This is a genomic window from Saonia sp., from assembly GCF_056326165.1.
In genome coordinates, this window is sequence record NZ_JBWFBN010000001.1 from 345,566 (window position 1) to 357,913 (window position 12,348).

The 12,348-nt window shown below is 35.6% G+C and carries 15 protein-coding genes; 6 read left to right on the plus strand and 9 right to left on the minus strand.

Annotated features, from left to right (window positions below; genetic code table 11):
* The first annotated feature begins 27 nt into the window (after positions 1-27).
* A complete protein-coding gene (locus tag AC000W_RS01510) occupies positions 28-1,032 on the plus strand; it encodes an acyl-ACP desaturase (protein ID WP_474745417.1) in 1,005 nt (334 codons plus the stop codon).
* Between the two features lie 36 nt (positions 1,033-1,068).
* Here AC000W_RS01510 and AC000W_RS01515 read toward each other — a convergent pair whose 3' ends face one another.
* Positions 1,069-1,611 (minus strand): hypothetical protein, encoded by a 543-nt coding sequence (locus tag AC000W_RS01515; protein WP_474745419.1) that lies wholly within the window; start codon positions 1,609-1,611, stop codon positions 1,069-1,071.
* 25 nt (positions 1,612-1,636) lie between these two features.
* Positions 1,637-2,539 (minus strand): OmpA family protein, encoded by a 903-nt coding sequence (locus AC000W_RS01520; protein WP_474745421.1) that lies wholly within the window; start codon positions 2,537-2,539, stop codon positions 1,637-1,639.
* Positions 2,540-2,600: 61 nt separating this feature from the next.
* On the opposite strand from AC000W_RS01520, the gene AC000W_RS01525 reads away from it, so the two are divergent.
* Entirely contained in the window at positions 2,601-2,831 is a 231-nt protein-coding gene (locus AC000W_RS01525) for a hypothetical protein (RefSeq protein ID WP_474745423.1), read from the plus strand.
* Positions 2,832-2,887: 56 nt separating this feature from the next.
* On the opposite strand, the gene amaB is transcribed toward AC000W_RS01525, so the two are convergent.
* From amaB to AC000W_RS01550, 5 genes are all read right to left on the minus strand, one after another.
* A complete protein-coding gene (gene amaB, locus AC000W_RS01530) occupies positions 2,888-4,441 on the minus strand; it encodes an L-piperidine-6-carboxylate dehydrogenase (protein WP_474745425.1) in 1,554 nt (517 codons plus the stop codon).
* An 89-nt stretch (positions 4,442-4,530) separates the two neighbouring features.
* Positions 4,531-4,893, minus strand: a complete 363-nt coding sequence (locus AC000W_RS01535; protein ID WP_474745427.1) for a DUF1304 domain-containing protein — start codon at positions 4,891-4,893, stop codon at positions 4,531-4,533.
* Between the two features lie 11 nt (positions 4,894-4,904).
* On the minus strand, positions 4,905-5,444 hold the full coding sequence (locus tag AC000W_RS01540; RefSeq protein WP_474745429.1) for a 3-hydroxyanthranilate 3,4-dioxygenase: 540 nt from the start codon (positions 5,442-5,444) through the stop codon (positions 4,905-4,907).
* A gap of 78 nt (positions 5,445-5,522) precedes the next feature.
* Positions 5,523-6,005, minus strand: a complete 483-nt coding sequence (locus tag AC000W_RS01545; protein ID WP_474745431.1) for a CAP domain-containing protein — start codon at positions 6,003-6,005, stop codon at positions 5,523-5,525.
* A 214-nt stretch (positions 6,006-6,219) separates the two neighbouring features.
* Positions 6,220-6,732: a CvpA family protein gene (locus AC000W_RS01550; protein WP_474745433.1), complete on the minus strand. Its 513-nt coding sequence runs from the start codon at positions 6,730-6,732 to the stop codon at positions 6,220-6,222.
* 68 nt (positions 6,733-6,800) lie between these two features.
* Between AC000W_RS01550 and AC000W_RS01555 the strand changes: the two genes are divergently transcribed.
* Genes AC000W_RS01555 through AC000W_RS01565 form a run of 3 tightly spaced genes read left to right on the plus strand, consistent with a single transcriptional unit; the run spans position 6,801 to position 9,143 of the window.
* Positions 6,801-7,157: a hypothetical protein gene (locus tag AC000W_RS01555; RefSeq protein ID WP_474745434.1), complete on the plus strand. Its 357-nt coding sequence runs from the start codon at positions 6,801-6,803 to the stop codon at positions 7,155-7,157.
* A gap of 1 nt (position 7,158) precedes the next feature.
* A complete protein-coding gene (locus AC000W_RS01560; RefSeq protein WP_474745436.1) occupies positions 7,159-7,479 on the plus strand; it encodes an antibiotic biosynthesis monooxygenase family protein in 321 nt (106 codons plus the stop codon).
* A complete protein-coding gene (locus AC000W_RS01565; protein WP_474745437.1) occupies positions 7,476-9,143 on the plus strand; it encodes a glycerol-3-phosphate dehydrogenase/oxidase in 1,668 nt (555 codons plus the stop codon). Before AC000W_RS01560 ends, AC000W_RS01565 begins: the two co-directional genes overlap by 4 nt.
* Here the strand turns inward: AC000W_RS01565 and AC000W_RS01570 are convergent.
* Positions 9,140-10,141 (minus strand): NAD(P)H-dependent glycerol-3-phosphate dehydrogenase, encoded by a 1,002-nt coding sequence (locus AC000W_RS01570; protein WP_474745439.1) that lies wholly within the window; start codon positions 10,139-10,141, stop codon positions 9,140-9,142. The two genes, AC000W_RS01565 and AC000W_RS01570, sit on opposite strands and share 4 nt — an antisense overlap.
* Before the next feature lie 212 nt (positions 10,142-10,353).
* Positions 10,354-11,208: an AraC family transcriptional regulator gene (locus AC000W_RS01575; protein ID WP_474745441.1), complete on the minus strand. Its 855-nt coding sequence runs from the start codon at positions 11,206-11,208 to the stop codon at positions 10,354-10,356.
* 152 nt (positions 11,209-11,360) lie between these two features.
* Between AC000W_RS01575 and AC000W_RS01580 the strand changes: the two genes are divergently transcribed.
* A complete protein-coding gene (locus AC000W_RS01580; RefSeq protein WP_474745442.1) occupies positions 11,361-12,335 on the plus strand; it encodes a phytanoyl-CoA dioxygenase family protein in 975 nt (324 codons plus the stop codon).
* The last annotated feature ends 13 nt before the right edge of the window (positions 12,336-12,348 follow it).

Consider the following 12,348-nt stretch of genomic DNA (forward strand, 5'->3'; position numbering starts at 1 on the left):
ACTATCTTTGCTTTTAAACACTAAAATATGTCTGCTAAGAATATTAGAATTGAAGTAATGAAGGCCATAGAGGGTAAAGTTGATGGGTTTATTGAAACCTATTTAACGCCTATTGAAAAAATATGGCAGCCCACAGATTTTTTACCAGACCCACAAAGCGATAATTTTTTAGAACATGTAGAACAAATTCGTGAAGAGTCCAAAGAATTGGGATACGATTTTTGGGTAACCATGGTAGCAGATACCATTACCGAAGAAGCATTGCCAACATACGAATCTTGGTTAATGGATGTTGAAGGAATAGATCAGCATGGTGGTTATGGAGAGAAACAGAACGGATGGTCTAAATGGGTTCGCCAATGGACGGCCGAAGAGAACCGTCATGGAGATGTGCTCAACAAGTATCTTTATCTGTCAGGGAGAGTAAACATGCGGGAGGTTGAAATTACTACCCAACATTTAATTGCCGATGGTTTTGATATTGGCACCGATAGAGATCCCTATAAGAATTTTGTTTATACCTCTTTCCAAGAACTGGCAACCAATATTTCCCACAAAAGGGTGGGGCAAATGGCTAAGCAGAAAGGAAATAAACTACTTGGTAAAATGTGTACCATTATTGCAGGTGACGAAATGAGACACCACTTGGCCTACAGAGAGTTTATAAAAACCATTTTTGAGCATGATCCAAGCCAAATGATGTTAGCCTTTGCTGATATGATGAAAAAGAAGATTGTAATGCCCGCTCATTTCTTAAGGGAAACAGGGGAAAGAGCAGGAGTTGCATTTGAAAACTTTTCTGAATGTGCGCAAAAATTAGGAGTATATACAGCACAAGATTATATAGATATTCTTAGTAAGTTGAATGACTATTGGGAAATAGGTAGCATTAGAGCTTTAAATGATGAAGCTGAAAAAGCTAGAGACTATTTAATGAAACTCCCAGATAGATTACAACGTATTTCTGAAAGAATGAAACTCCCAAATGTTGACCATCATTTTAAATGGGTAGAAGCTAATGGAGTGATATAAAAAAAACCGGTTCCATTTGGAACCGGTTTTTTAATTTTACAACTTACCGTGTTTGTGTTCTTCTTGCCATTTATGGAGTTTTTTCCATTCTCCTTTATAGCACATTTTAGCTTGCATAGGCCATGATGCTGGGTCATGAATTTTATAACGGTCTCCACCAGATTCCAGTACTTCTTTACATTTTGCAACCTTGGTTTCAGAAAGAGCTTTCCATGTCTTAATTCCAAAATTATGGAAAAGACCTTCAATCTTAGGTCCAATGCCTTCCACAATTTTGAGGTCATCCTGTTTAATGGTTTTTCCAAAAATGCTCTTTGCAAGTTTGGCGTCAAAAGGAATAGCTGCCAAGGAAGCTACAGGGGCTGCCTTTTTAGTGGGGGCTTTAACTGTTAGTTTTTTGTTACAGGCATCAAGATCGGCCTTTAATTTGGCATTTTTATCGGTCAGAACTTTAAGTTCTGCAGAATTGTCTATAACAGTTTCTTTGCCTTTACCTAATAAGTAACCAAAAAGAGCTCCCAATAATGTGCACAGTAATGGAATTAACCAGCACCAAATGTTTATATTTTCAAAATCCATGTTTTATAATTTAATAGTTAATGTTTTAGTTTAAAGTGACAACCGTTCTTCTGTTAAGTGCTTTGCCTTCTTCAGTATCGTTAGTGGAAATAGGTTCTGTCTGCCCCTTGGAACTGGTCATTAATTTTGCATCAGAAATACCATTTCTAATAAAATATGCTTTAGCAAAATCTGCCCTACTCTGCCCAAGACCCATATTGGTTTCGGCATCACCAGTATTATCTGTGTGGCCCACTAAGGAAGCGGTAGCACCTTCTACTTTGTCCAAGTACCTGGAAATATCTGCAACCTTTTGTCTTTGTTCTGGAGTCAATGCAATAGAAGCTTCACCAGTATCAAAATAAAGAACAAGAGGATTATCTACTATCTTATCATGAAGTGCTTGTAGTTGTTCAGCAGAATCTTCAACCTCTCCATCTATTCCATATCCTAAAGGCCCTAAATACACATTCTCTTTTGGAGCCATTCCTTCTTTTAGCTCTCCATAAATGTTGATGAGGCGAGAAGAAATGCCATTAGAAACCAAATAATTTTTTACATCATTGGCGCGTGCCAGTCCCAAATTTGGAAAGATTGAGTTATTGGTTTCATCAGCAGTATAATAGCCGGTAATATTCACCTCTTTCCCAGGATTATCAGTCAGGAAAGTTTTTAAACTGGTAATACCATCTAATACCTTTTCAGATACGGGAGTCAAAATAGAGGAAGATGACACATTAAAATTAAAGTTGTCATTCGCACTATAAGAGAAATCACCATCACTCAAGGCAAAAGGGTAAGACGTTGCTTCGGGAATAACCTCTTCTACAACAGGAGCCATCTCTTCTTCTGCACCTGTGCCGCATTCACTGCACAAACAGACATAGAAATAGGTTCCTGCGATAATAGTTATCAGGATTCCCAACAGATTTGTTGTTGTTTTTGTCATTGTTAATAAAGGATTTAGTGTTTACGTTACAATGTATTAAAAAAAAGTTAAAAACGTTAAATTGAAATCATTAAATCTTGATTATCAATTGTTCAACGGCGCTGTGGATGGCAAGAATAATATTGAAAAGACTTTGAAAATGACCAGATATACAATATTTGGAACCATTTACAACTTTATAATACCTCCCAAGAAATATTATACTGTACTTCGTATAAGATTTAGAATAGAAACCCGATTTCTCCCAGCAAGGTTTGGCATTGAAATGGGACTATCAAATATTTTGAGTTAGTTTGTTTAGTTTATTAAAACCCGCTATTACTTCTTCCATCTAATTTGCGGGTTTTTTTATAGGTTAAATTTTATGCCTTGTGCTAAAGGCAATTCCGTTGTATAATTTATAGTATTGGTTTGTCTGCGCATATATACTTTCCATGCATCGGAGCCAGATTCACGACCGCCACCAGTTTCTTTTTCGCCACCAAATGCACCACCAATTTCTGCGCCACTGGTTCCAATATTTACATTGGCAATACCACAGTCACTACCAGAAACAGATAAAAACCGTTCAGCTTCCCTTAAATTATTGGTCATAATAGCGGAAGATAGTCCTTGCACTACATTGTTTTGTATGGCGATGGCATTTTCTACTTCACCACTATATTTAAGTAAATACAAAATTGGGGCAAATGTTTCTTCTTGCACAATGGAATATTCGTTTTTGGCTTCAGCAATTGCCGGTCTTACATAGCATCCACTCTCATAACCTTCTCCTTTTAGAACACCTCCCTCAATCAGTAGATTTCCTCCTTCATCTACTATTTTCTTTAATGCTTTTTCATACATTTCTACTGCTTGTATATCTATTAAAGGACCAATATGGTTTTTTTCATCCAAAGGATTCCCAATAGATAATTGCTGGTAGGCATTCACCAAAGCATCTTTTACCTTGTCATATAAAGATTCATGAATAATTAATCTACGGGTGGAAGTACACCGCTGCCCTGCAGTACCAACGGCTCCAAAAACAGCGCCAATAATGGTCATTTTTATATCTGCATCTGGTGTAACTATAATGGCGTTGTTACCGCCCAATTCTAATAATGATTTTCCCAAACGCGCTGCAACTGCTTGAGCCACAATTTTTCCCATTCTAATGGAACCTGTTGCAGAGATAAGAGGGATTCGGCTATCATTGGTCATAAATTCGCCAATTTTATAGTCGCCATTTATAAGACAGGAAATACCTTCGGGAAGGTTATTTTCTTTTAAAACTTCTGCAATAATATTTTGACATGCAATTCCACAAAGAGGTGTTTTTTCTGATGGCTTCCAAATACAAACATCACCACAAATCCATGCTAAAGCTGTGTTCCATGCCCAAACAGCTACAGGAAAATTAAAAGCCGAAATAATGCCTACAACGCCCAAGGAATGATATTGTTCATACATACGATGACCTGGTCTTTCCGAGTGCATCGTAAGTCCGTGTAATTGTCTGGATAAGCCCACGGCAAAATCACAGATATCTATCATTTCTTGAACTTCACCTAAACCCTCTTGATAGGATTTCCCCATTTCATAGGACACCAATTTTCCTAAGGATTCTTTATGTTCTCTTAGTTTTTCACCAAATTGACGTACAACTTCACCTCGTAGGGGAGCTGGTTTTGTTCTCCAAGACTTAAAAGCTTCAGTCGCAGTTTCCATTGTTTTTTCATAGTCGGCTTTGGAAGTCGTTTTTACTTTGCCAATAAGGGAACCATCAACGGGAGAAAACGATTCTATTAATTCCCCAGAACCAAAGTTATTTAAACCTGTTGAAGTACCATTATTTATGCCTAAAACGCCTAATTGTTTTAGGGCTTTTTGTATTCCAAAATCCTGAATAGAAATGTTCATTATATAACTTTTAGATATGTAATTGTTACGATTATTACAAAACTACAAATTAATAGTGGTTTTGTGCAGGGGATTATATTCAATATTTTTTATTGAACAAGTATTAATAAGAGGGCAATTAAAGCAGGGAGTGCTTGTACAAAAAATATTTTTTTGCTAGCAGTAAGAGCTCCATATATTCCAGCTACTGCAACACAACCTAGAAAAAAAATAGCAACATTGTTTTTCCAAATGGGGTCTTCAATAAAAAAAGACCAAATGAGACCAGCTGCTAAAAAGCCATTGTACAAACCTTGGTTGGCGGCCAATGTTTTGGTAGGTTCAAATAGATCTGAAGGAAAATTTTTAAAAACCTTTTTAGCTTTTGTGGTCCATGCAAACATTTCTAGCCAAAGAAAATAAAGGTGTAATAGAGCTACAATTCCGATTAATACATTAATTAATATGTTCATATGTTTTTAATTTATTCTTCAGCTAGAAACCTATCATCCATTGGCATTACTGTGCCACAGTCGTTACATGTTCGTAATTCTTCGGAACTGTAAAAATCTTTGAAATGACCTAAAAAATCCTTTTCAATATCTTCTAATGGAAAATAGACTTCATGCAATAAATTATTACAAGTATCACAGAACCAAAGAAGCCCATCTTTACCTTCTAAATCTGTACGCTTACGTTCTATTACCAAACCAATAGAACCCTCATGCCTTACGGGAGAATGTGGCACTCCAGCAGGATGAAGGTACATATCTCCTGGCCCTAATTGCATGGTTTTTTTGGTACGGTCTTCCTGTATGTGTACTTCTATAGTTCCCTCTAGTTGATAGAAAAGCTCTTCAGTTTCATTGTAATGATAATCTTTCCTAGCATTGGGCCCGGCAACAATCATAACAATATAGTCACCAGCATCTTTGTAGAGGTTTTTATTGCCAACAGGTGGTTTTAGGGAATCCCTGTTCTCTTCAATCCACTTATTTAGATTAAAAGGAGTTTGTATAGGCATAGACTTTTCTTTTGAAATTACTTGGGTTTAACACCAATCAATCAAATTTAAGAAAAGAAAATGGCTTATGGGATTCTTTTAGCGGTAGAACAATTGTGTAAAGTAGAGCTTTCCCTCAGAATTTTTCTTTACACTCACGGCGGTATGGGTAAATTCACCTTCCATTGTTTTGCGGTGATCGGAACTTTTTAACCAATTTTCAAATGCCTTTAAAGCTGATGGGTAATCTTTGGCCACATTTTCTGCCACGTATTGCGCACTTACTTCAGAAGAAATTTTGGAAGCTCTGGAGTTAAAATTATCGTGATTAATATCCCCAATAGATATCATATAATCGGTATGTAAATTGGCATATTCGTATGCCACGGAACTAAAGTCCAATGAATTTTGACCCAGTGAATTTCTATGGTCATTTACAATCGTTAATAACTCCGATTCTACTGCCGTAACATTTACCGCCTCAACACTTATTGTATTTGTATCATCCAAAGGCTCCGTTGTACAAGAGCAAAAAATAATTACAAATAAAACAAGGATAGCATAATGCAATCTCATTTTCATATAATGTTCTATTTGTAAGTAGGAAAGTCATTAGAGTTGGGGGGATACTCTAATTATAAATACGGGTGTTCATATCCGTTAGAGCAAATATTAAAAAAAAAATTAAGCAACCGATGTAGTTGTCTTTTTTTTCGATAATGTGTGCGGTTATGGCTATTATATGCAAGAATTATCGATGAACGGTATTTTTAGGGAAATGCAAAAAAAAGCATGCTTAAACATGCAAATCAGACGTATCTTCTCCCTTGTCTTTCAACACTTTACTAAAGATAAAAGCTCCAATTTCTTTTACAGGCTCATAAAGAATAGATTCTTTTTTAGTGTCTTCAGAAACAATATTTATGGTATTGTTCAATCGGTCAAAAAAGACAAGAATGGCACCCAAGATAACAGCAACTTTTAATGCTCCAAAGATAGCACCCGCAATTTTGTTTATTAATCCTAACAAAACAATATTGGCAACTTTGGTAAGCAATCTCCCGGCAAAGTGCACTACAATTACAATAATTATAAAAGTGATGATAAATGCAGTTGTGTTAATATAGCGTTCATTCCATTCCATATTTTTAGAAAGGTAATCACCAGCAATATAAGAGAAGTGAATAGCACCGTAAATACCAGCAATTAAAGCAAGAATGGCAGCAACTTCAACAAGGAGCCCATTTTTAAAACCTTTATAAAGACCCCAAATAAGGAATATACCTAAAACGATATCCAAGAAACTCATACTCTATTGTTTTGGGCAAATATAGAACTTTGATTTGTACCTTTGAATAGGATTAAAAAGCATAAAAAATGTCCAGAGATACACAGCTTAAAGAAAGGTGGAAAGAATTGGTGGAGAAGCTATCTAGTCAGTTTTCTGATGGAGATATGCTAGAGTTGGATTCCATCATCTATTTAGTGGGTGTACAGGAGTTGGGGCAGTACCATAAAAAATACAAAAAGGATGAAAAACTAAACCTGATGCATATTGCTATTTGTAGGTTGTTGGAGCCTTATGGGTATTATGAGTTTGATTATTTTGATGATGATAAGTGGCCACACTATAAAATAAAACAAGAATTGCCACCCTTAAAAGCCGGAGAGCAAAGTGTACTTATGAAAGAGGCGTTAGTTAATTATTTTATTGAAAAAGAATATATAGAGTAACATGGGCAGTACAAAACCATATTATGCAGTAATTTTTACAAACACTAGAACCAAACAGGATGAAGGTTATTCTGAAATGGCTCAACAGATGGAAGATTTAGCAAGGCAGCAACCTGGTTTTATAGATTTTGAAAGTGCTCGTGATGAAATTGGAATTAGTATAAGCTATTGGGAAACGCTTGATGATATTGCTAAATGGAAAACCAATGTAGACCACAAATTTGCACAAGATAGGGGAAGAAAAGATTGGTATACTTGGTACAAAACAAGAATATGTCTTGTAGAGAGGGAATACGAGTTTGTTAAAACAAAAAAGGAATGAAAGAATGCATACGGTTTTCCAATTTAGACAGAGAGAAAAACATACAGAAACTTTCTAAAGACCCGTATGACCTTATCATAATTGGTGGGGGAATTACGGGAGGTGGAATTGCATTGGATGCTGCTTCTAGAGGTCTAAAAGTTGCGTTGGTAGAAAAAGGGGATTTTGCCTCTGGCACTAGCAGCAAATCTACCAAACTTATCCATGGCGGATTGCGTTATTTAAAGCAGTTTGATTTTTGGCTGGTGAAAGAAGTGGGTTCAGAACGTGCCATTGTACATAAATTGGCACCGCATTTGGTCTTGCCAGAAAAAATGTTGCTTCCTTTAATTGAACATGGTTCGTATGGAAAATGGTTGACCTCAATAGGATTAAAAGTCTATGATATTCTAGCACAAGTGGAAGGTGATGATCAAAGGCGAATGTTAGAAAAGAAGGAAGCTCTAAAATTGGAACCACTTTTACCTAAAAAAATACTAAAAGGGGCAGGATATTATGCAGAATATAGGACGGATGATGCCCGGCTAACCATTGAGAATATAAAAACAAGTCTTAATTATGGAACAGTTGCCTTAAACTACGTTCAAGTTGAGGAATTTGTTTATGAAAATGAAATGATTGCGGGTGTTATAGCCAAGGATGTACTTTCTGGAAAGGAATTCGAGATTAAATCAAAATATGTAATAAATGCAGCTGGTCCATGGGTAGATGAGTTGCGGACTATAAATAAATCCAACCAAGGAAAAAGGCTGCACTTAACCAAGGGAGTGCATTTGGTTTTCCCTTTTGAAAAACTACCAGTTAAACAATCTGTTTATTTTGATATTCCCGACGGTCGCATGATGTTTGCGATTCCAAGAGGAAAGGTGACCTATATTGGCACAACGGATACAAATTACACACTGGATAAAAACAAGGTGAAGGTTGATATTGCGGATGCTATTTATTTGATTTCTGCGGTGAATAATATGTTTCCGGAGATTAATCTAGAAATGAGTGATATTATTTCCTCATGGGCAGGATTACGACCTTTAATTCATGAAGAGGGAAAATCGGCCTCTGAACTTTCTAGAAAAGATGAAATTTTTGTGTCCAAAACAGGACTCATTAGTATTGCTGGCGGAAAACTTACGGGATATAGAAAAATGGCAGAACGTACTGTGGACCAAATTGCAAAAAGAATGAATGAAGAACATAAGATGGAGCTAGAACCTTGTACTACAGATAAAATTCCCTTATGTGGTAGTGATTTTAAAAAGTACAAGCATGTAAAAAGATACATCTCTGAGGTTTTTCAGCGAATTGAAAAGGAAGGTTTTACGGAATATGATGCATGGTTCTTGGTTACCAACTATGGAAAGCAAACGGAAGTGATTCTTGAGATTTTTAACTCAATTAAAGAAGAGGATGTTCATATTAAAATGGTAAAAGCCGAGCTTCACTTTTGTTCTATCTACGAAATGATTCAAACCCCAATGGATTTCTTTATTAGAAGAACAGGGCGGCTCTATTTTGATATTGAAGAAATGAAAAAAATGACGAATTCTATTCTGGAGGAATTTCAAAACATATTCAATACCAAAGATTCAGAGATTTTAGAATATAGAAAAGAGTTGCAAAGTGCAATTGAGGAGCACTCTAACTTCATTATTGCCCGCGCTTAATTTATTTGGTCCGTAAGTTGTTCAAATGTTTTTTTTGGTGATTTGTTCTCATACAAAATCTTGTACACTGCATCTATAATAGGTGTTTTGGATTTCTTTTTATGCTTTTGGTTTAAAAGATGAGCGCTTTTGGTTGCATAGTATCCTTCGGCTACCATACTCATTTCCATCATGGCGCTTTTTACTGTGTAGCCTTTCCCAATCATATTGCCAAACATTCTATTTCGGCTAAAAGTAGAGTATCCAGTAACTAGCAAGTCACCTAAATAAGCAGAATTGTTAATGTTGCGTTTCATTTTGTGAACGCGACCAATAAAGCGTTTCATTTCTCTTATGGCATTGCTCATTAAAACGCTTTGAAAATTATCACCATATCCCAACCCATGTGCAATACCAGCAGCAATAGCATAGATATTCTTTAGCATAGCGGCATATTCGGTTCCAATAATATCATCAGAAATTTTGGTCTTTATATAATCGCTATTTAGGTTACTTGCCACAAGCTCTGCTTTGGCCTCATCGGCACAAGCTATTGTTAGGTAAGATAGTCGCTCTAATGCCACCTCTTCTGCATGGCACGGACCGGTAATAACCCCAATGTTTTTAAACGGAATGTTGTATTTTTCATGAAAATGTTCGCCAACAATCAATCCAGTTTCAGGGACAATTCCCTTAATTGCAGAAAAAATGATTTTATCTTTTATTGAAACTGATAATTTCTGTAATTCAGTTTCCAAAAAAGCAGATGGAATGGCAAAAATTAATACTTCGGCATTGGAAACAGTGGTATTTATATTACTTGTTAAATCCAACTGATTTGTATTGAACTCTACAGAACTTAAATAGTTGGGGTTGTGTTTTTCAATTTTTATATGGTTTAATGCATCTTCATTGCGCATATACCATGTAATGGTATCAAGATTTTCGGCAAGTATTTTAACCAAGGCTGTTGCCCAACTTCCACCGCCTAAAACTGCATATCTCACTTCTTCTTCCATTGAATACTAGTATCACCCAAAAGTAATTAAAAAAAGAAAGACACTAATAGCTATTGATTATCATTAAAAACGATATGATAAGAAAATTAGAATCCATGAGTAAGGGTATTTTTATGGATTACGTTAGGAATGTAGATTATTTACGACCATAAAGGTATTGGTTGGTTATTTAGTTAGAAACCGTCGCGAAATCTCACTATCGGGGCGGTTTTTTATTGATAAGAATTTGAAACCTTTGATTTAAATTTTGAAGGATTTACGCTTGTAATTTTTTTAAAAGTCCGGTTAAAATAGGAAAGGCTTTCAAACCCACATTCGTAGCAGGTTTCCCCCACATTTTTTCCTGATAATAGTAATCGTTTAGCCTGTCCTACTCTATATTGGTTTAAAAAATCTATAAATGTGTTGTTGGTGGCTTTTTTAAAATATCTACAGAAGGCAGCTTTTCCTAAGTTACATATAGAAGCTACTTCAATAAGTTCTATTTTTCTTTGATAATTATCATCTATAAAGGCATATACTTTCCTTAAGCGCTCTTGCTCCTTTTTGTTGTATTTGTTTTTAACTGGATGATCATGTAGCAAAACATACTCATCAGAAGTGGAGAGAATTTCAAAAATGTGTAGGATTTCCAAAAATTGTTGAAATGGGGAGAGGGTATATAGTCTCTTCATACGCTCCCCTATAATTTCTTTCGTCACACCTTTAAAAGCAATGCCATGCTGGGATTTTTCAAAAAGAGCAAATATTTTTGATAGCTCGGGAATTTCATTAAAAAACTTGTTCTTAAAGTTTGATCCTATTTGTAGGACTTCTTTTTTATATTCGGTTTGAATGCCGTAGTCAAAATTTAAATGAGGAATGTTAGAACCAATAAGAACCAAATCACTTTCTTTAAACGGACTAATATGGTTTCCCACATGCCGAGTTCCATCGGCCCCTTCAATATAAACTAGCTCAAATTCTGGATGGAAATGCCAAAAGAATAGGTGATTCAGCTTGGGATTATGTAATAACCTGAATGAACTTTTATCATCTGGACTAATATTTTCAAGTTGAATTTTCACAATTAAATTTAACTAAATTATCGTTATGAAGTAATATATGGTCAAAAAAATCAATATTGTTCAAATAATGGTCAAAATCAAGAATAGACATGTACACAATGAAATATACTTTTACTACATCAATTTAATATGAACCTAGAAGTAATATTCATATGGAAAAAATGAAGACTAAAATAGAAATGGCCAATAAGGCGCATGAAGATATACCTGGAAACCCCTCCACGGCTACAAGCAGTAAAATAAAATTGAACGACCGCTCTAATGGGAAACCTTTGCGGGTTTTAAGTGAAGAGGATTGGGATTTTTGGATAGAAAATGGATATATAGTTATAAAGAATGCAGTTCCAAAGAATCAGGTAAAAGCTACAGCAGATTTTTTGTGGGAATTTGAAGAAAAGGACCCTAATAATCCAAAAACGTGGTATGCTCCACCAAGAGCTGAAATGAAAATGAAAGAATTAACAGGCACGGGCATGGTAGAGGCGTATAATAATCAGCATTTATGGAACAACAGACAAATGCCAAAAGTGTATGATGCTTTTGTAGATGTTTGGGGTACTGAAAAGCTTTGGGTTACAATCGATAGAGCAAACTTAAATTTCCCCATGCGACCAGGACATGAGTATAAGGGTTTTATTCATTGGGACTATGACCCAGAAACTAAACCACAAAATGTACAAGGTGTTTTGGCTTTGGCTGATCAGACTGATGAAAATATGGGGGGGTTTCAATGTATTCCATGGTTATATAGAAATTATGATTCATGGAAATTAACGCAACCAGAGGATAGAGACCATTTTAAACCAAATGTTTCTGGTTTGGAAGACAAGATTGTAAAAGTAAAAATGGAAGCTGGAGATTTATTGATTTTCAATAGTACAGAGCCACATGGCATTAGACCAAACAAATCTGATGATAAAATACGTATGGCCCAATATATTTCTATGATGCCAGCTGAAGAAGACAATAAAGAATTAAAGGAATGGCGTGTAAACTCATGGAAAAATCGCATTGCTCCAGAGGGTTATGCTTTCCCTGGAGACCCTAGGAATTGGGAGCAAACTAAATACGAAACAGCTGTATTAACGGAATTGGGAGAAAAATTATTGGGATTAAAAACATGGTAAATATTTAATATAG